The sequence below is a fragment of the Pseudomonas sp. MF6747 genome, from assembly GCF_963890955.1.
Classification (GTDB): domain Bacteria; phylum Pseudomonadota; class Gammaproteobacteria; order Pseudomonadales; family Pseudomonadaceae; genus Aquipseudomonas.
Genome location: NZ_CAWPSZ010000004.1, coordinates 24306 through 48403, shown reverse-complemented (window position 1 = coordinate 48403; position 24098 = coordinate 24306). Strand labels below are relative to the sequence as shown.

General features: G+C 62.2%; 20 protein-coding genes. 12 read left to right on the top strand and 8 right to left on the bottom strand.

Features of this window, described 5'->3' with window-relative positions; genetic code table 11:
* The first annotated feature begins 54 nt into the window (after positions 1-54).
* The 7 genes from AACW30_RS05320 to AACW30_RS05290 are packed head-to-tail and all read left to right on the top strand — an operon-like array spanning position 55 to position 7200.
* Entirely contained in the window at positions 55-957 is a 903-nt protein-coding gene (locus AACW30_RS05320) for an AMP-binding protein (protein WP_124417909.1), read from the top strand.
* On the top strand, positions 954-1724 hold the full coding sequence (locus AACW30_RS05315; protein WP_200624412.1) for an ABC transporter ATP-binding protein: 771 nt from the start codon (positions 954-956) through the stop codon (positions 1722-1724). Before AACW30_RS05320 ends, AACW30_RS05315 begins: the two co-directional genes overlap by 4 nt.
* Positions 1724-2605, top strand: coding sequence for a branched-chain amino acid ABC transporter permease (locus tag AACW30_RS05310; RefSeq protein WP_106578780.1), 882 nt, complete (start codon positions 1724-1726; stop codon positions 2603-2605). Before AACW30_RS05315 ends, AACW30_RS05310 begins: the two co-directional genes overlap by 1 nt.
* A 4-nt stretch (positions 2606-2609) precedes the next feature.
* On the top strand, positions 2610-3659 hold the full coding sequence (locus tag AACW30_RS05305; RefSeq protein ID WP_200624411.1) for a branched-chain amino acid ABC transporter permease: 1050 nt from the start codon (positions 2610-2612) through the stop codon (positions 3657-3659).
* 22 nt (positions 3660-3681) lie between these two features.
* Positions 3682-5022, top strand: coding sequence for an ABC transporter substrate-binding protein (locus AACW30_RS05300; protein WP_106578778.1), 1341 nt, complete (start codon positions 3682-3684; stop codon positions 5020-5022).
* Between the two features lie 3 nt (positions 5023-5025).
* The gene (locus AACW30_RS05295; protein ID WP_200624410.1) at positions 5026-5793 is read left to right on the top strand and encodes an ABC transporter ATP-binding protein; all 768 of its coding nucleotides are present in this window, start codon (positions 5026-5028) and stop codon (positions 5791-5793) included.
* 12 nt (positions 5794-5805) lie between these two features.
* Positions 5806-7200 carry an FAD/NAD(P)-binding protein gene (locus tag AACW30_RS05290; protein WP_200624409.1) on the top strand — a complete coding sequence of 465 codons (1395 nt, stop codon included), beginning with the start codon at positions 5806-5808 and terminating at the stop codon, positions 7198-7200.
* Between the two features lie 249 nt (positions 7201-7449).
* On the opposite strand, the gene AACW30_RS05285 is transcribed toward AACW30_RS05290, so the two are convergent.
* From AACW30_RS05285 to AACW30_RS05270, 4 genes are read right to left on the bottom strand one after another with little or no spacing between them, the layout of a single operon-like run.
* A complete protein-coding gene (locus AACW30_RS05285) occupies positions 7450-8706 on the bottom strand; it encodes an efflux RND transporter periplasmic adaptor subunit (protein ID WP_119739867.1) in 1257 nt (418 codons plus the stop codon).
* Complete coding sequence (locus AACW30_RS05280) at positions 8696-10195, bottom strand: TolC family protein (RefSeq protein ID WP_106578774.1); 1500 nt, start codon at positions 10193-10195, stop codon at positions 8696-8698. The genes AACW30_RS05285 and AACW30_RS05280 overlap by 11 nt, the downstream gene beginning before the upstream one ends.
* Complete coding sequence (locus AACW30_RS05275) at positions 10188-11387, bottom strand: ABC transporter permease (RefSeq protein WP_200624408.1); 1200 nt, start codon at positions 11385-11387, stop codon at positions 10188-10190. Before AACW30_RS05275 ends, AACW30_RS05280 begins: the two co-directional genes overlap by 8 nt.
* Positions 11384-12091: an ABC transporter ATP-binding protein gene (locus AACW30_RS05270; RefSeq protein WP_119739874.1), complete on the bottom strand. Its 708-nt coding sequence runs from the start codon at positions 12089-12091 to the stop codon at positions 11384-11386. The genes AACW30_RS05275 and AACW30_RS05270 overlap by 4 nt, the downstream gene beginning before the upstream one ends.
* 357 nt (positions 12092-12448) lie before the next feature.
* Here AACW30_RS05270 and AACW30_RS05265 point away from each other — a divergent pair, with 357 nt between their 5' ends.
* The 3 genes from AACW30_RS05265 (at position 12449) to AACW30_RS05255 (ending at position 18370) form a co-directional block, all read left to right on the top strand.
* On the top strand, positions 12449-13201 hold the full coding sequence (locus tag AACW30_RS05265) for a TetR/AcrR family transcriptional regulator (RefSeq protein WP_106578771.1): 753 nt from the start codon (positions 12449-12451) through the stop codon (positions 13199-13201).
* Positions 13202-13496: 295 nt separating this feature from the next.
* Entirely contained in the window at positions 13497-15857 is a 2361-nt protein-coding gene (locus AACW30_RS05260) for a YncE family protein (RefSeq protein ID WP_200624407.1), read from the top strand.
* A gap of 248 nt (positions 15858-16105) precedes the next feature.
* Entirely contained in the window at positions 16106-18370 is a 2265-nt protein-coding gene (locus AACW30_RS05255; RefSeq protein WP_200624406.1) for a hypothetical protein, read from the top strand.
* A gap of 70 nt (positions 18371-18440) precedes the next feature.
* On the opposite strand, the gene AACW30_RS05250 is transcribed toward AACW30_RS05255, so the two are convergent.
* The 3 genes from AACW30_RS05250 to AACW30_RS05240 all read right to left on the bottom strand — a co-directional run bounded on the left by AACW30_RS05250 (position 18441) and on the right by AACW30_RS05240 (position 22144).
* A complete protein-coding gene (locus tag AACW30_RS05250) occupies positions 18441-19502 on the bottom strand; it encodes an FUSC family protein (protein WP_200624517.1) in 1062 nt (353 codons plus the stop codon).
* Positions 19503-19660: 158 nt separating this feature from the next.
* The gene (locus tag AACW30_RS05245; protein WP_200624405.1) at positions 19661-21277 is read right to left on the bottom strand and encodes an NADP-dependent glyceraldehyde-3-phosphate dehydrogenase; all 1617 of its coding nucleotides are present in this window, start codon (positions 21275-21277) and stop codon (positions 19661-19663) included.
* Positions 21278-21355: 78 nt separating this feature from the next.
* Positions 21356-22144: an MFS transporter gene (locus AACW30_RS05240; protein WP_200624404.1), complete on the bottom strand. Its 789-nt coding sequence runs from the start codon at positions 22142-22144 to the stop codon at positions 21356-21358.
* A 17-nt stretch (positions 22145-22161) separates the two neighbouring features.
* Here AACW30_RS05240 and AACW30_RS05235 point away from each other — a divergent pair, with 17 nt between their 5' ends.
* Positions 22162-22344 carry an ArsR family transcriptional regulator gene (locus AACW30_RS05235; RefSeq protein WP_124417898.1) on the top strand — a complete coding sequence of 61 codons (183 nt, stop codon included), beginning with the start codon at positions 22162-22164 and terminating at the stop codon, positions 22342-22344.
* A gap of 28 nt (positions 22345-22372) precedes the next feature.
* Positions 22373-23248, top strand: coding sequence for a Dyp-type peroxidase (locus AACW30_RS05230; protein WP_106578765.1), 876 nt, complete (start codon positions 22373-22375; stop codon positions 23246-23248).
* 342 nt (positions 23249-23590) lie between these two features.
* Here the strand turns inward: AACW30_RS05230 and AACW30_RS05225 are convergent, their stop codons facing one another.
* Positions 23591-24052, bottom strand: coding sequence for a winged helix-turn-helix domain-containing protein (locus tag AACW30_RS05225; RefSeq protein ID WP_200624402.1), 462 nt, complete (start codon positions 24050-24052; stop codon positions 23591-23593).
* Positions 24053-24098: the final 46 nt, after the last annotated feature.

Here is a 24098-nt window from a genome sequence, read left to right as displayed (position 1 = left end):
ATCCTAGCCAGCGGACCACCGCACGCACACCCCTTTAATAGGAGCATCACCCCTATGAGCGTGCACGAACTCAAACGTCCGCTGGCCCTGGAATGGCCCGCCGAACTGCTCGGCAACCTGTGCGAGCCTTTGGAACACCTGCACCACTGGGCGCAAATCACGCCGTTGCAGACAGCCCTGCGCCACAAGCGCCAGGGCCAGTGGTATGCCTGGCGGTGGATTGACGCCTTGCGCGACGTCGAGCGCCTGGCCGATGGGTTGCGCCAGCAAGGCTTTGGCGAGCAGTCGCGGCTGGCGCTCAGCGGCGCGTTCGAGCCGAACCTGCTGTTGTTGGCGTTGGCTGCGCAATCGGTCGGCGGGCAGGTGGTGACCCTGGCCGATGACCTCGAGCCCGAAGTCCTGTACCAACAGCTGTGGCGTATTCGCCCGACCCATTCGTATGTGCAGGACCGCCGGCAAGTGCGGCACTGGGCGTCTGCCAACCGACTGGATTTTGCCCAGTTGCTCGGCCCGCTGGACCCGGCGCAGCACTTGCAGCGCTGGTGGCAACCCACCGGCGAAAGCGCGTTGTGGAGCGAGGAGGGCACTCACTGGCAGGGCGGGTTGGCCGTGGTGCTGGAGCAGTGGCTCAACAGCGGCCATGGCCTGGCGTTTCCGGAAAACCTCGCCTCGGCCCGCCGCGATCGCAGTGAAGTCGCGCCGACCGGCCTGCTGTTATCACCTGAGCGTTTGCGCCACCTGGCCGACGACATCGAAAGCCGCCTGGCGCCCCACGGTACCTGGCGCCGACGCCTGTGCGACTGGGCCATCGCCCACCCGCAAAGTGGCCTGCGCCGGTTGCTGAAAAACCGTGTGCGCAGGCTGCTGGGCTTTCAGCGTCTGTCCTACATCTGGCAACCGCTCAAATCCAAGGCCGAGCCGACATGGCTGGCCGAATTCAAACGGGACATCGCATGAGCCAGGCCATTCTCCAGGTGCGCGACATTTCGTTGTCATTCAAGGGCGTCAAGGCGATCAATGCCTTGTCGTTTGACGTGCAGCGCGGCGAGATTTGCGCGCTGATCGGGCCAAATGGCGCCGGCAAGAGTTCGTTGCTCAATGTGCTTAACGGTGTGTACCGCTTTGACGCCGGCGAGATCGTCTTCGATCAACAACACTTCCACCGCATCGACCCATTGGGCGCGGCGCGTCGAGGCATTGGCCGTACCTTCCAGAACAACGCGCTGTTCAAAAAGATGAGCGTGCTCGACAACATCCTCACCGGCCTGTCGCGGCATATGCGCAGCACCTTTATCGAACAGGCCTTGGGCTTGCCGCGCGCCCGACGTGAGGCCGAGGCCTTTCGCCTGCGTGCCCAGGGCATCCTTGAATTCCTTGAGTTGCAAGCCCACCGCGACGTGCTGGTGGGCAACCTGTCCTACGGCCTGCAAAAACGCGTGGAGTTAGGCCGCGCGTTAATCGCAGGCCCGAGCCTGTTGCTGCTCGACGAACCCATGGCCGGGATGAACGCCGAAGAAAAACAGGAAATGGCGCGCTTCGTCGCCGACGTGAACCGCGACCTGGGCACCACCATGGTGTTGATCGAGCACGACATGGGCGTGGTCATGGGCCTGTCCGACCATGTGGTGGTGCTCGACTACGGGCGCAAGGTCGGCGACGGCACGCCCGCCGAGGTACAGGCCAACCCCGAGGTGATCAGCGCCTACCTGGGAGTCGCACACTGATGACGTTCTTTTTCGAAACCCTGCTCGGCGGCTTGCTCGCCGGCACCCTGTACTCGCTGGTCGCCATCGGCTTCGTGCTGATCTACAAGGCCAGCGGCGTATTCAACTTCGCCCAAGGCTCGATGCTCCTGTTTGCCGCGCTGACCTTTGTCAGCCTGCATGACCAGGGCGTGCCGTTTGCCCTGGCCGTGTTGCTGACGGTGATCGTGATGATCGTCGGCGCCTTGCTGATCGAGCGGCTGGTGTTGCGCCCGTTGGTGAACCGTTCGCAGATCACCCTGTTCATGGCCACGTTGGGCCTGTCGTTCATTATCGAAGGCCTGGCCCAGGGTTTGATGGGTTCGCAGGTGCGCGCGCTGGATTTGGGCATCGACGACGTGCCGCTGTTTGTCGGGCCGCTGATGCTCAGTCAGTTCGACCTTATCGCCGCCGCGGCCGCCGTGGTGCTGGTGACGGTACTGGCGCTGCTGTTCAACACGACCCGCATCGGCGTGTCGTTGCGCGCTGTGGCGGATGACACCACGGCGGCGCTGTCCATCGGCATCAACCTCAACCGTATCTGGCAGATCGTCTGGGCCGTGGCCGGTGTGGTCGGGCTGGTGGCGGGGCTGTTGTGGGGCGCGCGCCAGGGTGTGCAGTTTTCGTTGTCGCTGGTGGTGCTCAAGGCCTTGCCGGTATTGATCATCGGCGGCTTCACCTCGATTGGCGGGGCGATTGTCGGCGGGCTGATTGTCGGCGCAGCGGAAAACCTGGCCGAGGTGTATATCGGCCCACTGATCGGCGGCGGTATCACGCCGTGGTTCGCCTACGTACTGGCCCTGGCCTTCCTGTATATCCGCCCCGCCGGCCTGTTCGGCGAGCGCGCCATCGAGCGAGTCTGAACCCATGTCGATTCCTGTTGTTCAACAAACCGCGCCGCTGGTGTTGATCCAGCGGCGTGTGCCCTGGGGCCTGATCGGCCTGTTGGCGCTGGCCTTTATCGTCGTGCCGCTGTGGGGCAATGACTATTGGCTCAATGCGATTCTCGTCCCGTTTCTGGTGCTGTCGCTGGCCGGGCTGGGCTTGAACCTGCTGACCGGCTACACCGGCCAAACCTCGGTGGGCGCGGTCGGTTTCATGGCTGTCGGCGCGTTCGCCACCTACGGGTTTTTGCTGCGTCTGCCAGCGCTGGGGTTGCCGGTGGCGCTGCTCGGCGGTGGGGTGATCAGCGCGTTGGTGGGGCTGTTGTTCGGCCTGCCGAGTTCGCGGATCAAGGGTTTTTACCTGATGGTCACCACCTTGGCCGCGCAGTTTTTCCTGGAGTGGCTGTTCGTCAAATTTCCCTGGTTCTACAACTACGGCTCCTCCGGCACCATTTCTGCGCCGAAACTGGCGCTGTTCGGCCATGACCTGAACACGCCGCTGGGTCGTTACCTGCTGACGCTGGTCACGGTGTTGCTGCTGACCTGGACCGCCGTCAACCTGGTGCGCAGCCAGGTCGGCCGCAACTGGATGGCGATCCGCGACATGGACACCGCCGCCGCCGTGGTCGGTATCCCGGTGGTGCGCTACAAGCGCCTGGCGTTCGCCGTCAGTTCGTTCTACCTGGGCATTGCCGGTGCGCTGTGGGCGTTCGCTTACCTGGGCACGGCCAGCGCCAGCAGCTTTGATATCAACCGCTCGTTCCAGATCCTGTTCATCATCATTATCGGCGGCATGGGCAGCATTGCCGGCAACTTCGTCGGCGCGGCGTTTATCAGCCTGCTGCCGATTTTCCTCAGCCATGCCGGGCAAGCCTTGTTCGGCGGCTCGGTGGATGCGGGGCAATTGCAGAACCTGCAGAAAATCATCTTTGGCGTGTTGATCATCGTGTTCCTGATCAAGGAGCCCGAGGGGTTGATTCGTCTGTTGCAGAACCTGCGTGACCGTCTGCGGCAGTGGCCGCTGCGCTTCTAACATTCCTTCAAGAGAATCCAACATGCGTGCAACCTTGAAACGTTCCCTGGTCGGCGCCGCCCTGGCGCTGGCCGCGTTGGCGGGCGCCGTGCCCCAGGCGACGGCTTCGCCCGACCAGCAATTCATTCCCCTGGCCACCTACCGTGTGGGCGCGTACGCCTCCAGCGGCGTGCAGGTGTGGGCCGGGATGATCGACTACCTGCGTTATATCAACGAGGTCGAAGGCGGTATCAACGGCGTGAAACTGGTGTGGCAGGAATGCGAAACCGAGTGGACGGCGGAGAAGGGCATCGAGTGCTACGAGCGCTTCAAGAATGGCCTGGATGGCGCGCCGGTCGCGGTCTATCAACCCAATGGCGCCCCGGCCGCGTACGCGCTGAGTGAGCGTGCCGAGGTGGACAAGATCCCGCTGATCACCCTCGGTTACGGCCGCACCGAAGCCACCGACGGCACGGTATTCCCGTACAACTTCCCGGTGATGCTGACCTTCTACAGCGAGGCCTCAACCCTGGTGAACTACATCGCCCAGCGTGAAGGCGGTTTCGACAAACTCAAGGGCAAGAAAATCGCCACGGTCTATCACGACTCGGCCTATGGGCGCGAAACCCTTGGCCCGCTGAAGTTGCTGGCAGAGAAATACGGCTTTGAAAATATCCAGATTCCGGTGGCCGACCCGGGCAATGAACAGTCGGCGCAGTGGCGCCAGGTACGCCAGGCGAATCCGGACTGGGTGTTCCTGCGCACCTGGGGCGTCTCGACGCCCGTAGCGGTGAAAACCGCCGCGCGTTTTGGCTTCCCGGTCGACCATATCATCGGCGATATCTGGGCCAGCTCCAGCGAAGACGTGCTGCCTGCCGGCGCGTCCGCCAAAGGCTATCTGGCGCTGACGCCATACCCGGCCGGTGCCGATTTCGAGATCCACAAACGCCTCCAGAAATACATCCTCGACAAGGGCCACAGTGACCTCAAGGACTTGAAAAACTTCGGCAGCGTCTACTACAACTCCGGCCTGGTGAACGCCGCCGTGGCCGTGGAAGCGATCCGCACCGGCCAGGCCAAATTCGGCAAGCGCCCCCTCAACGGTGAAGAAGGCCGTTGGGGCCTGGAACACTTGAACATCGACGACGCGCGCTTGAAGGACATGGGCTACCTGGGCCTGATGCAAAACCTCAAGCTGTCGTGCCGCGACCATGAAGGCGGTGGCTCGGCGCGTGTGCAGCAATGGGACGGCGCCAGCTGGACGCTGATCAGCGACTGGATCGCCGCCGACCGCGCGTTGCTGCGCCCGTTGATCGACGAAAAATCCGCCGCTTTCGCCAAGGAAAAAGGCCTGACGCCGCGCACCTGCACTGGGGATGAATAACTCATGAGCCAACCCGCCGCCGAGTCCGCCAGCCAAGCGCTGTTGACGGTCGATGACATCGAAGTGATCTATGACGGCGCAATCCTGGCGGTGGCCGGGGTGTCCTTGAGCGTGCCCAAGGGCGCCATCGTTGCCTTGCTCGGCGCCAATGGCGCGGGCAAAAGCACCACGCTCAAGGCGATCTCGGGGCTGGTGCGTGCCGAACGGGCCGAGGTCAGCCGGGGCGTGATCGAATACGCCGGCCGCGACCTTGCCGGCATCGACCCCAGCCAGCGCGTGCGTAAAGGCATGGTCCATGTGTTGGAGGGCCGGCACGTGTTCGGCCAACTGACGGTCGAAGACAATCTGCGCAGCGGCGGCTTTGTGCGGCGCTTGAGCCGCAAGGCCATGGAGCATGACCTGGAACGCATCTACGCCTGGTTTCCACGCCTCAAGACCAAGCGTCACACCCGTGCCGGGCTGACTTCCGGCGGCGAGCAGCAGATGGTCGCCATCGGCCGCGCGTTGATGACGCGGCCCGCCCTGGTGCTGCTCGATGAGCCGTCGATGGGCCTGGCGCCGATGATCGTGCAGGAAATCTTCGCGATCATCGCCCAGCTCAACCGTGAGCAGCAGGTGAGCTTTTTGATCGCCGAGCAGAACATCAACGTCGCGCTCACCTATGCGTCCCAGGGCTACGTGCTGGATACTGGCCGGGTGGTCTTGGGTGGCAGCGCCGCTGAACTGCGGGCGCGCGGCGATTTGCATGATATTTATCTGGGTAAACAGTAAGGGCGAATGTGCATGACTGAATCCATCCGCAACGCTGATGTCTTGATCATCGGCGGCGGCCTGAGCGGCACGATGTTGGCCGTGCAATTGCTGCGCCTGCCGGGGCAGCGCCGCATCCTGGTGATCGAACCACGCGCCGAGCTGGGCCGTGGCGAGGCGTACAGCGCGGTCGAACTGGGCCACACCTTGAACGGCAACGCCGCGCGCATGAGCGTCGACCCGGACAACGCCGACGACCTGACCCAATGGCTCACCGACTACATCGGCGCCGGTGGGTGGCCGCAGGCGCACCAGCAAGCCGTGCCGATCAGTGAGCTGTTCCCGCCGCGCGGGATCTTCGGGCTGTACGCGCAGCAGCGGCTGGCCGAAGCCAAGGCGTTGTCGGCTTCGACGGTGGAGCATGTGCGTGGCGAGGTCATCGACCTGCACGTGGATGAAAGGTCCACAGTGCTGACACTCGATAACGGCCAGCAACTGCGCGGCGCCTTCGCGGTATTGGCCACCGGCATGTTTCCCGCAGCGCGTACGCCGCAGACCGACTCCAGCGGCTTGAACGCGGCAGCCGTGGACCCGTGGGATGTGCAGGCGATGACCCTGATCGACCCGCAATCGACGGTACTGATCATCGGCTCCGGGCTGACCATGGTGGATGCCGTGGTGTCGCTGGAGCAGGCCGGCCATCGAGGCCCGATCGAGATTTTTTCGCGCCACGGGCTGCTGCCGCATGTACGGCGGCAGCCGCCGGGCTGGGTGGATTTTCTCGCCGAGGACCATCGCCTGCGCAGCCCCAGGCAACTGCTGCGCGAAGTGCGCCGCCAATGCCTCAGCGCGCTGCAGCAAGGCATCGATTGGCAGGCGCCGCTGGACACCGTGCGTGCGCATGTTGCCCGTTTGTGGAGCCAGGCCAGCGACGTCGAAAAGCGCCAGTTCGTGCGCCATGTACGGCCGTGGTGGGAAAGTCATCATCACCGTTCGCCGCCGTTGAGCGCGCAATTGGTGGCACGGTTGCAGGACGAAGGGCGGTTGCGGGTTCACGCAGCGTCGTTCAAGGGCGTGGTGGCCTCGGACGGCGGCGTGACAGTCCGCTTGCGTCGTCGCGGCGAGCAGGAGGTGACGCACGTGTCGGGGGCGGCGTTGATCAATTCCAGTGGCATTGAGTACGACTGGCGCCGTGTGGCCCGGCCGTTGCCCCAGCAGTTGCTCAAGCGTGGGTTGATCCAGCCCGGGCCGTTGGCGTTGGGGATTGCGGCGGATGTGTCGGGCGCTGTGGTGGATGCCGAGGGCACTGTCAGCCGGCGCCTGTTCGCCATGGGCCCGCCGTTACGCGGGATGTGGTGGGAAAGCACGGCGGTGACCGACGTGGCGATTCAGGCCAAGGCGTTGGCGTTGAAGCTGACAAATATCTAATGTGGGAGCGCGCTTGCTCGCGAAGGCGGTGTGTCAGTTGCACATGAGCGGGCTGACCCACCGCCTTCGCGAGCACGTCCGCTCCCCCACAGTTCAACCGAGTGCGTCTACCACACCGCTGTGCTCTGCTTTTTTGTGGGAACGGGCTTGCCTGCGATGCAGGCAACTCGGTGCATCAGGCATAAGCCGTTGATGCCATCGCAGCGGTGCGGCGATCCGACAAGCCCGTTCTCACAGTTGATCGGCGTTTCAACTTCCAATTTTCACGAAACCAGGCTTGAGGCCAAACACTTCCACCCCCTGCGCGGTCGACTGCCCGGTGGTGACCTTCACCCGCTCCACCGGTTGGTCCATCGTCGCGCGGTACTCCACGGTCATGTCAGCGCGGTTGATCGCCTGGCTTGGCACCACAATCGCCTGCTCATTGTTGTAGGTGACAATGGTCAATCGCGCACTCATCCCCAGCCGCACGCGCTGCAGTTGCTGCGGCGTCAGCTTGGGTATCGACAAGGTCACCGGAAATTGCGCGCTGCCCTGGCTGTCGCTGGCAATCGCCAAGCCGCTGACCACACTCACCGAGCCGATCAGCCGCTCCCCGTCGAAGCCATCGCCCATCACTTCCACCGCCTGGCCCTGGTGCAGCTGGTTGATGTCCAGCTCCGACACCTTGGCCACGATTTTCAGCCGTTCGATGTTCGCCAGGCCGAACAGCACCTGGCCCTGGCTGACTTTGCTGCCGGCCTGCACCGGCGCGTTACTGTTGCCACCGCCTGGCGTCGACGTAGTGCTGCCGGGGGCGGGCACCACGATGCCGGAGAACGGCGCCTTGACCTCCTTGCCATCGAGCAGTTTGTGCAGGGCGTCGTACTTGACCGTGGCGTTGGTCAGTTCCATGTCGGCGATCTGCTTGTATTCGCCCTGGCCTTGGTCCTGCGCCTGCTGCAGTTCACTGCGGGCGGAGGCGAGGTCCAGTTGCTGCTGCTGAGTCTGCTGTTTGAGGTCGTCCAGTTCGTTGCGCGGAATGATGCCGCGCTTGAACAGGTTTTCGCTTTCGGTGAGTTTGCGCTGGGTGTTGCCGGCGGTCATTTCGGCGGTGCGCAGGCTGCGGCGCGCACGGCTGACGGCGGGGCTGCTGTCCCAGTCTTGCATCTCTTGCACGGTGCGCCGGGCCTTGAGCTGGGCCGACAATGCGTCGCGCAGCTGCACCTCGAGGGTGGCCGGGTCCATGCGCAACAGCACCTGGCCGGCGTCGACACGCTGGCCTTGCTCGACCAGGTTGTCCAGCACGTTGCCGTCGAACGGCGCCGTCAGGGTGACGGTGGACTCGGGTTCGATCTTGCCCACCAGGCCGATCTGGTGCACGAGTGCGTCGGGTTTTACCGCCAGCCATTGCTCGGCCGTCCGGGTTTGCCCGGCGTCACTGCGATGGCTGAGCACGGCAATGCCTGTGCCGGTCAGCAGCACGACCAATACAGCGCCGAGCAGGCGTTTTTTATCAGTAGTCATTGAGGGCGATTTCCCAACTTTCCAGCGTCATGCCCAGCGTCAGGTCGAGCTGGGTCTGGGCGTTCAAATAAGCGATCAGCGCATTGAGCTGGGCGTTCTCGGCGTTGCGCAGGTCGGTCTCGAAACTCAACACCTGAAAGTTGGTGGAGCGCCCGGCACTGAGTTTTTCCCGCTCGATTTCGATCTTGCGCCGCGACAGCTCGACAGCGCGCTGGGAGATTTCATATTGGCGCCAGCGTGTGCCGAGGTCGCGCACCACGTCGTTGACGTTGCGTTCCAGCTCCTGACGCGCATCGGTGATACGGATCTGCTGGTCCTCGACGTTGACCCGCGCGCGCACCTCGGCCTGTCGCGTGCTGATGTCACCGATAGGGATTTGCACCTGCACGCCAGCGTAGCTGTTCCACGTGCGGTTGTTGCCATTGCCGTTGCCGTTGCCATTGCCGTTGTCGTTGTTGCTGTAGGCATCGCGGATCTGGTTGGCCCCGGCCACCAGGTCGACCTGCCAGCGCCCGGAATCCTTGGCGATCACCAGGTTGAGGTCGGCCTGTTGGCTGCCCAGCAGGGCGGCGAGGTATTCCGGCTGCTGGGTCTGCGCCAGGTTGAAGGCCTGGCGCTTGTCAATGGTCATCGGCCTGGCCTCCAGCGCCTCGCTGGCGCGGATGGGCGTCGACAGGTCCAGCGCCAACAGGCGCAGCAGGGCCAGGCGGCTTGTATCGAGCTGGTTCTGCGCTTCTTCGACGCCGAGTTGTTGGGTGGCGATGTCAGCTTCGGTCTGCACGATTTCGAACTCGGCCATGCGGCCTGCGCTGATCAATGCCTTGTTCACCTCCAGCAACGTGTTGGAGCGTTTGAGCGCATCCTGGACGATGCTCAACTGCTCCTGGGCGCGCAGCAGTTCGCGGTACGTGGCGATGATCTGGCTGATGGTCTGCGCCACGGTAGCCTTGAGGTTGAGCCGGTTGGCCTGTTCCGACAGGCGCGACAGGCGCAGCGGCGCGGTGGTGGCGTCCCAACCGGCGCCGCGCGCCAGCGGCTGGATGAGCGCCAGGTCGAGGCCGTCACTGCGGTAGCGGCCGGCGCGATCGGCGTTGTTCAGTTGTTGGGTCCAGGCCATGCTCAGCCGCGTGCCGTATTCGCCGAGCAAGGTGGCGTTCGGGGCCAGGTTGGCGTTGCGTGAGTTATCGGCGGTGCCGCGACTTTGGCGGTAATAACTGTTGAGCGTGAGCTTGGGGTTGAACACATCTTCGGCCACGCGCAGGTCGAACTTCTGCGCCACCCGTTGCAGGTACGCGCTGCGGATTGCCGGGTTGTTGCGCAAGCCCAGGTACACCGCATCACCCAGGGTCAGGGTGGTGACCTGGGCATTCAACGACACGCCGCGCTCGTAACCTGTGCGGGTGCTGCTGGGCGCGGACGGGTTGATCACCACGTCGCCAGCCATGGCCGGCAGGCTTGCCATCACCAGTAACAGCGGCCATTTATTCATCACGCAAGGCCTCCACCGGTTGCAGCCGCGAGGCGGACACCGCTGGGTAAATGCCAAAGAACAAGCCCACCAGCAACGTACTGCCCACCCCAAGGGGCAGGGCGGCGGCGGCCAGGGCAAACGCCCAGCCCGACAGCCAGGCATAGAGCCAGGCGGCGCCCATGCCCAGCACGGCGCCGCACAGTGCGCCGACGGCCGTCAGGGTCACGGCTTCGAGCAGGAACAGGTTGCGGATGTCACGCTGACGCGCGCCCAGGGCCATGCGGATACCAATCTCACGGCGGCGCTCCGAGACATTCATCAGCATCACGTTCATCACACCGACGCCGCCGCCTACCAGCGAGATCGCACCCAGCGCCAGCAACAAATAGGCGAACGTGCGGCTTTGCCGGGTCATGCCATCGATCATTTGCTGGGGTACCTGGATGTCGACATCGTGGTCGGTGAGTTGGCGTTTCAAGGCGCTGGAGGCGTCGCGGGCGATGCGCTCCATGTCCTGGCCCGGCGTGGCGCGGATAATCACGTTGCCGATTTGCGGGGTCGGGTAGATGCGGCGCATGCCTTCGGCGGGGATGAACAGCGATTCGTTGGCCTGCACCGGCATGAGCATGGCGCGGGCCTGGTTGTGCAGGATGCCCACTACCAGGAACAGGTAGTCGTTGATGCGTATGCGGTCGCCCGGTTTCAGCGGGTCACCCGGCATACCCAGGGCCTGAGCGAGCTGGTCGCCGATCACGGCGTAGGTTTCACTGGCGTCGAAGGGCGAAAGAAAGCGCCCGTCGCGCACCACCAGGCGCATGGCGTCCTTGATATCGGCTGTGGTGCCGACCAGGTTGGCGTTAGCCGTGCGGCCGTGGAACACGATCGGCCCACCGAACACGCTGAGGGCGCCGATATGGGCAATGCCGGGCACGGTGTCGCGCACGGCCTCAAGGTCGAGGCTGGCGCGCATCGGCGCGCTGCTGTTGCCTTTGGGCGGAAACTGGGCAACCAGGGTGTCGGTGCCCATGTCCTTGAAGATCATCGCGGCATCCACCGCCGCGTTATGGCCGATATTGATCAAGGCCACCACCGATGAACTGCCGATGACGATGCCCAGCAGCGCCAGGACCGAGCGCTTGCCCAGGGTGCGCAGGCTCACAAACGCTTCATGCAGCAGTTGGCTCAGGCTCTGCTCGACCCGCAAGCTCATAGGCGCCCGGCCTCATGCACCACGCCATTGCGTACCAGGATCTTGCGCTCCAGGCGCTCGGCGATATGCGGGTCATGGGTGACGATGATCAGCGTCACTTGCTGTTCGCGGTTGAGGCCCAGAAGCAGATCCATGATCTCCTGGGCCGTGGTGCTGTCGAGGTTGCCGGTGGGTTCGTCGGCAAGAATCACCGAGGGTTTGCCAACCAGCGCACGCGCAATCGCCACGCGTTGACGCTGGCCGCCGGAGAGGTCGGCGGGGCGGTGGTGGGCGCGCTCGGCCAGGCCGACCTGCTCCAGCATGCGCAACGCCTGTTCCACCGACTCGTGGCGCGACACGCCACGGTAACTCAAGGGCAGGGCGACGTTGTCCAGGGCACTGAGGCGCGGCAGCAGGTTAAAGCTCTGGAACACGAAACCGATCTGCTGGTTGCGGATCGCCGCCAGCTCATCGGGGCTGGCGCTGAAAATATCGTGGCCGGCAAAGCGGTATTGGCCGCAGTTGGGCAAATCCAGCAGGCCGAGGATATTGAGCAGGGTACTTTTGCCGGAGCCGGAGGCGCCGAGAATGCCGCAACTGTCGCCGCTGGCGATGGACAGGCACACATCATTGAGGATGGTCAGTTCCTGGCCGGCAAGCTGATAGCGTTTGCCGATGCCTTGCAGGGAAATCAAGCCTGGGTGCGCGGGGGTATCTGTCATCATGACTACGCCTGCAGTCTCGACGGTGCCGCTTGCGCCCGGTAAATCCTTGTAACAAGTTCGGGAGCTGCTTGGTACGCGTCACGGACTGGTTTTATTTCTTGTTTTTAAAATATTGTTTGAATAGTAACCGCGTTCCATGCGCTTCGCCAGCCATGGATGTAGAGCGGTTTTACCCTTTGAAACGAATTTATCGCATACGCGTTCGAGCGACTTGCGATGCCCTCGGCGAGTCGCGGAAGTCCCGGTTATACAGGCTTTTAGATGGACAGCGCAGTGTCAGTACTTGCTTTCGAAGGGCTGCCCCGGTATAAAAAATCAAATTATTTTTTAAAACAATATTTCCCCCGTGGAACTCCTATGGTCGCGAAGAAACTCAGCGCTCCAAACGTTACCAAGACTCGACTGCTGGATGCGACAGAGGCTCTCTTCATCAAGTACGGCTACGATGCCGTTCTGCTCCGGCAGATTACCGAGCGCGCCCAGGTGAACCTGGCCGCCGTGAACTACCACTTCGGGGACAAGGATTCCCTGATGAAAACCCTGCTGATGCAGCGCCTGGAGCCGCTCAACGAGCAGCGCCTGGAACTGCTTGCGCGCTGCGAAGCCGAATCCGACGGGCCCCTCGATTGCGATACCTTGCTTGGCGTGCTGTTCGCCCCGGCCATGGGCCTGGAGCGCAGTGACCCCGCCAGCGGGGAAGGGCGCTCATTCATTCGTTTCCTGGGTCGGGTTTACAGCGACACCTCGCCGTTTATCCAGGAATACCTCAAGGTTCATTATCAGCCGGTGTTCCAGCGTTTTTTCGAAGCGTTCGCACTGGCCTTGCCGGACCTGCCCCGCAATGAGTTGGGCGTGCGCCTGCAATTTGCGCTCAAGGCGATTTCCGGGGTGATGGCGGGGACGGAACTGCGCCTGCTGATGAACTCCATGAGCCTGGGCCGCCCGGCCACGGACGCCGAGGTAATGGCCAAGTTGATCACGCTGGTGTCGGCCGCGATTCGTGTGCCGCAGCAAAGCGCTGAAGCTGAAACCGCGTTGGCCAAGGTGCTGGATACCCAGCGTGCCATTCGTGAACAAGCGGCAGCGCCCGCCACCAAGGCAGCGCGATAAGCCTTTATCCAACGCAAAAAAAAGCCCGCTGGGGCGGCGGGCTTGATGTGCAACGTTTGTAACGGATGAGGCTTCACCCTACGTCTGCGGATGTGAATAAATCGTGAAAAATATGTAAGAAAATGGGTGGGTAACAACAGATGTTCGATCCCGCGTGTGTCTGTCGGATTTTTCCTGCAAGCCTACCATTCGTCGCCACTGTCAGTTCTGACAGTAGATTCGATTAGAGCCCCAAGCGCCTCATTCACCTTGCCCGTCGCGCCGTTTCAGCGCGCTAAACCAGCAAGGTATGGCCATGACCACTCCCACTGAAGAACTCTCTCCACCCCCTTATTCGGTCTACCCTGCTGTCCGATTGGCTGAGGCGCTTTACCCGGAAACCGCGACGTGGGGCCTGGGCCAGCGTGAAACCGACCCCTACGCGCTCTTTACCTTCGAGAACTGGTACGCGGCCACCGTCAACGATCTTTATGCGCTCTACTGGCGCGATTCGAGTATGGCGGTGGCTTCGGCTGTCGTGACCAAGGTGGCTGATCGCTACAACCTGACGATCCCCAAGACCAAGATCCCGGAAGGCGAATTCCCGGTGTTCGGGCAGGTCACACGCGCGGCCAGCGGTCAAGTGGTGCGCTCGCTTCCTGAAACCTACCTGGTCAAGAGCAAGCGTCCCGGTGGCCTCACGTTCTGGGCTGCGGAGCAATTTCACAGAGGCTTGATCCTGTCCATCGAGGGATTCCCGGCGGGTGCGATCCTTAATCCGACCAACATTACCGGTGGGTTGTGGTGCCTGATTACCAAGTACGAAAACATCCGCAAGAACGACACCATCACCGTCGCCTACGGCGCCACGACCATTGACCATGTTGTCAGCCCCGACGAGGCGGCTAGGCCGGGGGCGATCCGGGTTTTTATCAGCCCGACGATTATCCAGGCGGGCAACCTGCACGGTCCGGTGGGCGTGGCGTTTATGGTGCGCGATGTGGTGAACAACACCTCCGGGGAGAAGTACGCCTATTCCCGGCCTTACATTCTCAACAGCGAACTGGACCCCAACCTGCTGGATCCGCCGATCTTCACGGTGAACGAGGTCGAGGCCTCTATCGTCGATCTTGATCTGTCCAGCGCGGCACATTTTGCGGCGCTGGTCACCTTGCCACGCAAGACGCCGACGCCGAGCCCCAGCAACCGGGTTGTGCTGATACTGGTGATTACCCAGGTAACCGAGTACGGCGAGTCAACCCGAACGCTTCGTTTGCCAGCGGTGACCGACAGAAACCTGCGGGGCGAGAGCATTCCCATCGGCAACGGCGTATTCAGCTCGCTGACAGATGCCAAGATCAGCCTGAGCTTTGAGTGGCAAACCGCTGGGGGAGTGGTGCTCAATCGCTCGGGCACCAGTGTGGTCCAAGTGGTCGGCACGTCGGCGTTGAGGCTCCTGGCACCTGCCTTCGATAACAAAACAGGGCCTCAGGTCGTCCTCGCCAGCAACTATCTGAGTGGCGCCGTTGTGGCCGTGGCGTACCAGGGCATGACCGAGGCGCAGATCATCAGGCTCAAATGGACCTTTGCCGATGGCACTGTTGCCAGTATTCCCGTGCAGGCCGGGGTGAGCAGCGGCCTGGTGCTGTTTTCCATCAGCGCGCAAATCATCGCGCAAAGCCCAGGCCAGCTCATCAAGCTGTCTTATGAGGTGACGACGGGGACCAAGACACAATCCTCGGCTATTCAGGAACTGACGTTTCAAGCCCAGGGCGGCGGGTTGACCGAGACGGTTGATGTCGGGATGGCCCCCCACGGGATCAGTATCACCAGCGATGGGCTGCGGGCCTTTGTAACCTGTCAGTTTAGCCATTCGGTTTCAGTCATTGATGTGAGGTCGCGTAAAGTCATTTACACCCTCTTCAACGTGAACTCGGCGTTCCTGTCGGTGCTCAGTCCAGACAACCGGCGTCTGTATGTGGGCAATTTTGACGGCTCAAGTTACACCGTCATCGACACCTCCACGTACAGGATCCTTTCGACGGTTCCGATCGCGGGCGGCAACGACCTTTCGGGACTCGCCATTACGGCGGATGGCTCGCGATTGTTTGTTGCCTGCACCCGAAATTCCTTTGTGTCCGTCCATGATACCGCCTCGGGCGCCGTTCTCGGTCGGGTCTCCGTTGGGGTGAACCCGTTCGGCGTGGCGGTCAACCCGGAACAAACACAGGTGCTCGTCGCTTCAGCCTCGGTGCTGGATTTCATCAGCGCCGGTACCCGCAATGCGCTCGTGGCGAGAATCAGTGGTACCAATCGGCCCGTACAAATAGCCTTCAGTGCAGGCAGTCCGGCGCGCTACGCCTACGTCAGTGACGTGGATGGCGTCCTGGTTGTTGACCTGATGAGTAACCTCATCATCCAGAAAATCACGGGCATCAATTGGGCGTGGGGCATCACGCGTAACCCAAATGCGCCGGAGCTCTGGGTGGGAGGCGTGGGCCCTGGTGGGATTGGGTCCAATCGCGATTCGGTGTACATCATCAACACCAACACCAACCAGATTACTAAACGCCTCACCGGGTTCAGCAACGCTGCAAACATAGCCTTCTCACCCGCCGCCGGCGTAGTCCTGGTCGTCAATAACGGCTCGGACAGTGTGAGTTTCGTCCCGCTTTAAGGCCCTTCGGTACCCCAGGCAAAACGCCAGGAAGTGCAGGGGACAGCACTGCGTCAGCGCAGGCTGTCCCTTTTTCGTTGCCGCTTGCAATGACTCGCCAGCCTGGCCGCTGGCTGACGCGGTGAAACGCGCTCTACCATTTATCGCTACTGTCAGTTCTGACAGTAGATTCAGTGACGGTCCCAAGCGCTTCATTGACCTTGCCCGTGACGCCATTTGCGTGCGTCCCAACCAGCAAGGTGATGACCATGACCACCCCCACTGAAGAACTCTCACCGCCGCCCTATTCGGTCTATCCGTCTGTTCCGTTGGCTCAGGCCCTATACCCGGAAACCGCGAAGTGGGGCCTGGGCCAGCGCGAAACCGACCCCAATGCGCTCTTCACCTTTGAGAACTGGTACGCTGCCACCGTCAACGATCTTTACGCGATCTACTGGCGGGACTCGAGCATTGCGGTGGCCTCGGCCGTCGTCACCAAGGTGAGTGATCGCTACAACCTGTCCATCCCCAAGACCAAGATTCCGGAAGGCGAGTTCCCGGTGTACGGCCAGGTCACGCGCGCTGCCAGCGGGCAGTTGGTGCGCTCGATGCCTGACACCTACTTGGTGAAAACCAAGCGGCCCGGTGGCCTGACGTTCTGGGCGTCCGAACAATTTCACAGAGGCTTGATCCTGTCGGTTGAAGGGTTTGCGGCGGGTGCAATCCTTAATCCGACCAACATCACAAGCGGGCTGTGGTGCCTGATTACCAGGTACGAAAACATCCGCAAGAACGACACCGTCACCGTCGCCTACGGCGCCACGACGATCGACCATGTTGTCAGCCCGGACGAGGCTGCCGGGCCGGGGCCGATCCGGGTTTTTATCAGCCCGTCGGTTATCCAGGCGGGCAACCTGTACGGCCCGGTGAGTGTGCAGTTCATGGTGCGCGACGTAGTGAACAACACCTCCGGTGAGAAATACGCCTATTCCCGGCCATACCTCCTCAACAGCGAACTGGACCCCAGCCTGCTTGACCCGCCGATTTTCACGGTAAACGAGGTCGAAGCCTCTGTCGTCGATCTGGATCAGTTCAGCGCGGCACGCTTTGCCGCGCTGGTTGCGTTGCCGCGCAAGACGCCGACGCCGAGCCCGAGCAACCGCGTTGTGCTCATATTGGTGATTACCCAGGTTACCGAGTATGGAGAGTCAACCCGCACCCTTCGTTTGCCTGCGGTTACCGACAGAAACCTGCGGGGGGAGAGCATTCCTATCGGCAACGACGTGCTCAGCTCGCTGACGGATGCCACGGTCAGCTTAAGGTTCGAGTGGCAAACCGGCACTGGTTCGCCACTGGGGCATTCGGGCACCAGTGTGGTCAGGGTGGTAGGTACACCGACTCCCGATGTATTGCCCTACCCAACACTCAACGGCGCTTCAACCACTGCGCAAGTGACGACAGTTGATCCGCTGGCTATTCAATACAACACCGGTGTGACGGTTAAATACCCTGGCATGCTTGCCACGGACAGCATCACACTGAGTTGGATTTATCAGGATGGAAGTCAGTATCAAACCACCCTGAGTGGTCATGCGAGTGGCGCGGTAGTGTTCGACCTGACGGCGGCTCAGGTGCTGCATCACAGTGTCAATAGCCGGGTGCAGTTGAAGTATTCGATTCAACGAGGTGGAAGAACGGCTCAGTCAACCGTTCAAACCGTTACCGTCGGGGCTATTGCGCCATCCCTGTTGCCAACGCCCACAATTAATTATCAGGCCAACGGAACGGTCATCGACTTGAACAACTTTGCGGGCAATGCTCAGTTGACGTTGAGCCAATGGCCGTTAAGTAAAGCAGGGCAGCGTGTATGGATTACGTTGATGGGAGAGGGGCGATCGCAGGAGGTGCTGACGGATTATGTGGTCAAGACTAATGACGCGATAAATGGCCTGGTGAACCAGGCAGTGCTGCGTAACGTTTTGACAGCGCTGCCGAGGAACTCCCGGTTTCAGATTGAGACTCGAGTGGCCTACGATGGCGGCACGGACAAATGGCGAGCCGTAGTGTTTCCAACCGCGAGCTACATCATCAACGATTCGTGGACGGACGCTGTATCCAACTTTCCGGGTGGAAGCTATGGGCCCTGGAGTGCCGGTGCAGGTGCGGCGGGCGGTTATATGTCGGGCACCGGTTTTCAAGTCGTCACCGCACTCTGGCCAGCCTCGAACGCGGGTGTACTGTTCAATGCGGTGCGTAATTTCAATAGCGCTCACCGTTATCGGGTGGATGCAACTATCTATAATCAGTCGGGTTATAACGATCCGCTACTGGCTATATATGTGGCAGGGCAGACCCTCAAAGGCCCAGTCTCCATACCCCGGCAGCAATGGTATGTCCTGGATGCCGAGTTTGTCGGCAATATGGGCGGTGCAGAAGTTGTACTTTATAACTACCAGGCCAAAGGGGGCGGCAGTGGTGCGGAGGGTGGCAATGACTTCATCGTCAACTCGCTGCGAATCACCCGTCTGACCTGATCAGCAGTCATGTTTGAGCGTGGGGCGGGACAGTGCTGCTTAACCGTGCGCTGTCCCTTTTGCATGCCCCTCAAATCTTCCAGTGACTCGCCGTCTTGGCCAGCCGCTGGCGCATGGCATCCACATTCGCCGCCAGTTGCAACGTCAATAACCGATACCCGTCCAGCGCACTCTGTACCGGCGCTTCCAGTGCGTCGTCATCCGCTGTGTGCGTGGCAGGCCGTTCCAGCCGCTCGGTAAACCCCAGCTTCAAGGCCCGTGCCATGCCCACCCACTGCACCCGAATCTGCCGGTGCTCCGCCTTCAACATCACCTGCATCCGTGCCATCGCCTGTGCATCGCGTGGATCGGGCCGGGTATTGCCGAGAATCTCCAGGGTGCTGATGCACATGCGCAGGTGCCGTTGGATCGCATCCAGTTCGGTCATGGAGATGCGCACTTCCTTGGACACTGACGGCATCAACGAGCGCAACTGCAGCATGGCCGCATTCAAGCGGTTGAGCAGCTTCAAGTGTTCATCATCGGTGACCGACTGGCCGCTGATGATTCGGCTATAGATTTGCGCGCAGTCACGCAACGCGCTGGCCAGGTTGTAGCGCCATGAGTACACCGCGTACAGCGGCAGGGCGAAGGAGAACGCCAGCGCCAAGACAATGCCGATCAGAATGTCGACGGTGCGCCACAAGCCGTCGGATATCGGATTATCCCCGTGCCCCGCGACGATAAACACCGTGATCGCCGACAACAGCGCGATGTAACCGCCCTTGCCGATGGCGTGATAGGAAAAGAACCCGCACACCACCGACATCAACAGATACGTGAGCAATGGCTGACCGAAATAGGCCTGTTGCACCACCAGCAACAAGCCGACGCTGGCGCCGATCAAGGTGCCGTAGGCGCGCTCCACAGCTTTTTTGCCGATATTGCCGTGGTGCTGCAAACCGCCGATCACGATCAGCATGGTCACCGAGGCCCACTCGCCGTGCGGCAGGTTGATGCCGGTGGTGAGCAGGATGGTCGCCAGCAAACCGATGGACACGCGCACAGCGTGGATCAGTTTGGCATGGCGATAGCGGCGGTAGGGGTCCAGCAAGGGGCGCAACAGGCGCCGTGCGAACGCGGGCAAATGCAGGTTCATCGGTATTGACGTGGCCTTAGTAGTCAGTGCGAACGCGGTCTAAGTGGTGGGCGCGGGCTTGCTTGCAAGTGCGCGGTGTCAGTCAAAGATGTGTTGACTGACACTGCGCTTTCGCGAGCAAGCCCGCTCCCACCTGTTGAACTGCGCCATCTTTAGAAAATGTAGTCGGTCGTCAAGAAGCTTGAGTCACGGTTGCGCAGGATATCGCTGACCAGCGCCTTGTTGCTTTCCTGGAACTTGGTCGCCACCAGCGTGCGGATCGAGAACACGCGCAATGCGTCATGTACCGACAGCGTGCCCTCGGCCGAGTTCTTGCGGCCGTTGAAGGGGAACGTGTCCGGGCCGCGCTGGCACTGGGCATTGAGGTTGATACGGCCAACCTGGTTGGCGAACACATCTACCAGGCGCCCGACCTCCACGGCGTTGGTGCCGAAGATACTCAGTTGTTGACCGAAGTCCGAGTCCAGTACGTAGTCGATCACTGTGCCCAGGTCACGGTAAGGCACAATCGGCACCACTGGCCCGAACTGCTCCTCGTGGTACACGCGCATCTGTGGGTTCACCGGGTACAGCACCGCCGGGTAAAAGAACGAACCGCGGCTGGTTGCGCCATTGGCATTCACCACCTTGGCGCCATGCTGCGCCGCATCGGCCACCAGCGCGTTGAGGTAATCGACCTTGCCGACTTCCGGCAGCGGCGTCAGCGAGACGCCGTCTTCCCAGGGCATGCCGGGTTTCAACGTGGCCAGCTTGGTGTTGAATTTCTCGATAAAGCGCTCGACGACATCTTCGTGCACAAACAGGATTTTCAGCGCAGTGCAGCGTTGGCCATTAAACGACAGCGAGCCGGTGACGGCTTCGTTGACCGCATTGTCCAGGTCCACCTCGGGCAGCACGATGCCAGGGTTTTTCGCATCCAGGCCCAAGGCCGCGCGCAGGCGGTGTGGTTTGGGGTGCAGCTTTTTCAAGTCGCTGGCGGCCTTGTTGGTGCCGATGAACGCGAAGATATCGATCTTGCCGCTGGCCATCAGCGCACTGACGGTTTCACGGCCACTGCCGTAGATCACGTTGATCACGCCGGCCGGAAAGCTGTCACGGAACGCCTCCAGCAGCGGGCGAATCAACAGCACGCCAAGCTTGGCCGGCTTGAACACCACGGTGTTGCCCATGATCAGCGCCGGGATCAGCGTGGTGAAGGTCTCGTTCAGCGGGTAGTTATAAGGCCCCATGCACAGCGCCACGCCGAGCGGCACGCGGCGGATTTGCCCCAGCGTGTCCTGTTCCAGCTCGAAGCGGCTGCTGCGGCGGTCGAGTTCCTTGAGGGCATTGATGGTGTCGGTGATGTAGTCGCAGGTGCGGTCGAATTCTTTCTGCGAGTCCTTGAGGTTCTTGCAGATCTCCCACATCAGCAGCTTGACCACCGCATCACGCTGTTCGCGCATGCGCCGCAAGAAAGCTTCCACATGCTGGATGCGCTCGGCCACGCGCATCGTCGGCCATTCGCCCTGGCCTCGGTCATAGGCGCGCACGGCGGCGTCGAGGGCAGTCAGGGCGGTGTCGGCGTCCAGCAGGGGCGTGCTGCCGATATGCACGCGCTCATCGCCCAGTTGCACCGGGCTCAGTACCTGGGCCAAAGGGCCGTTCCACACCTGCAACTGGCCGTCGACCAGGTAATCACGCTGTTCAATGGGCGCCGCCAGGCGAAATTGCTCGGGAATATCGGCGGCGGAGGTCGGAAACAGCTGGTCGAGCAGGTTACTGGTGGTCATGTCGCTACCCCTGGAATAGTTGCAAAACATGACTAGAGAGTCACCCATCCAAGGGCTGTGTGGCAAGCGCCAGACGCATTACAGCAGCGTCCCTGCCAACGCCACGCCCAGCGCTGCGCCGATTTGTCGCGCGGTGTTGAGGGTGCCGGCGGCAATTCCGGCCTGTGCCGGGTGCACCGCGTTCATCAGCGCGGCGGTGGTGGCGGGAGTGATCAGCCCCGCCGCCAGGCCGATGATCGGCAGGGGCACCACGAGCAGGGCATAGTCGGGGGATGTGCCGCTCATCAGCAACTGGCCGAAGCCGGCCACGTACAGCACCAGGGCGCCGCCGATCAGCCAGCGACTGCCGAACGCGCGCACCAATTGGCCGGCCATCAGGCTGCCAATGCTCACCAGCACCGTCAGCGGCAAAAATGCGACGCCGGTCCACAGTGGCGAGAAGCCCAACGTTCGCTGGAAATACAGGCCGAGTAAAAACATCAGGCCGTACAGCAGCAATGCAGATACCAGGGAAACCGCCGCGCACAGGCTGAACACGCGGCTGCCGAACAGTTGCACCGTAAGGCGCAGCCCGCCCGCTGCCCGCGGTTGTCTGGCACTGGCGGCAAGGCGCGCACTCAGTGCGACGGCGAGCAGTCCCAGTGGCGGATTGACGAGGAAGAGACTTCGCCATCCCAGCATCTGGATCAGCACGCCCCCCACCCACGGCCCGGCGGCCATGGCGATGCCGCCGCACCCGGGCCATACGCCGATAGCCGCCACGCGCCCGGCAGGGTTGTCGAGGTAGGCCTGATTGATCAGTGCCAGGGAAGCGGGCACCAGCAATGCCGCGCCGACGCCCTGCAGCACGCGCGCGGCGATCAGCATCAGAGCGCACCCATCATTTGGCCGGGCCGTTGGGCGTGCAGTTGCTCAGCGCGTTGTGCGAAGCCGGTTGGTTGCGCCGCTCGAAAGATTCCCGCGCGGTACGGGTCACGCCCACGGGCTGGACGCAGTTGAAGGCGCAATTGGGTCTGGACCCGCGTGACCTGGAAAAGCCTGAGCAAAAGCAGGCGTGCGGCGGTTAAACTACGCGGCTTTCTTGAAGGAGTTCACATGAGTCAGTACCAGCCGGGCATTCTTGCCGCACCGGTGCCCTTGCAGGCACGCCATCTGTTTTTTGCCGTGGATTGCCTGGCTGCCGTACCCGGCGCATTGGACGCGCTGGTGCAGTTGACCGATTCGTCCGCGGTGGTGGGTTTGGGTGAGCCGCTGGTGACTGCACTGGGCGCAACCATTGACGGCTTGCGCGCGTTCCCTGCCGTCAGCGGCCCGGGCGCGCATAACCCCTCCACCCAGCAGGCGCTGTGGGTATGGCTGCATGGCGTGGATCGCGGTGAGCTGCTGTTGCGCAGCCGCAGTGTTGAAAAAGCCATGGCGCCGGCCTTTCGCCTGGTGCAGATGACCGAAGGTTTCCGCTACAAGACCGGCTTCGATTTGACCGACTATGAAGACGGCACTGAAAACCCCCACGACGACGCCGCGGTCGAAGCCGCGATGACCGACAGCGGCGCCAGCTTTGCCGCGATCCAGCAGTGGCAGCACGACCTCGACGGTTTTGCCGCTTTGCCTGCGCAAGAGCGCGACCACATCATCGGCCGCCGCCATGGCGATAACGAAGAGCTGGACGACGCACCCGAGTCCGCGCACACCAAACGCACCGCGCAGGAAAGTTTCACGCCGGAAGCCTTCGTGGTGCGCCGCTCGATGCCTTGGGCCGAGAACGGTCAGGCAGGGTTGATGTTCCTCGCCTTCGGGCATTCCTTTGATGCATTTGAAGCCCAACTGCGGCGCATGAGCGGGCTGGAAGACGGGATAGTGGACGGGCTGTACCGCATCAGTACACCGTTGACGGGTGGCTACTACTGGTGCCCGCCGCTGAAGGACGGGCACCTGGACCTGAGTGCGATCAGCTATACGCCGCACCTATAAACCGCTGGGCGCGGGCTTGTTGTGGGGAGCGATGTTGCTGTGGCAAACGGGCTTGCTGTGGCAGCCGGGATTGTTGTGGTGAGCAGGCTTGTTGTGGCAAGGGGGCTTGTTGTGGCGAGCGGGCTTGCCCCGCGTTGGGCTGCGCAGCGGCCCCAAAACCGGCTAGTCGGTTTGCCTGATAAACCTGGGTATTTGTAGCAGGGGCCGCTTCGCGCCCCAACGCGGGGCAAGCCCGCTCGCCACAACAAGCCCGATCGCCACAGCAAGCCCTCTTGCCACAACAAGTGGGCTTGCCACGACAAAGACGCTTGCCAGAATAACGCCGCTCGCGGCACCTGTCGGTCAGCTGTTGTGCATACCCAGTTGGGCATACAGCGGCGCCATCCCCGCGCCTCGGCAGTGGCGGCAACCATACGGGCTGAGAACCACCGGCGCTTTTAGTTGCGTGACGGGCGTACGTTCGATCCAAGTGGGCGCAACAAACCGATACCCCTGGCCCGGCACCGTGGCGATGTAGAACGCCTCTTCGTCGCCGAGGGCGCGGCGCAGTGTCTTGATCTGCGTGCGCAGGTTGCATTCTTCCACCACCGTTTTCGGCCAGGCGATAGCCAGCAAGCGGTCTTTTTCCAGCAGTTCACCGGGCCGGGAGGCGAGGGCGATCAGCAAGGTCAGGGCGCGGCTGCCCAGGGCCACGGGTTGCCCGTGCTTGAGCAGCCGATGACGTTGGGGCAGCAGTTGGAAGGGGCCGAAGTGGATCTCGAGGGTGGCGTCATCGGTGAGGTGGCGGCGAGTTGAATACGTCATGTCATTGAACCTTTAGGCGTGGGAAACAGCCCGGCGCAGCTGCGTT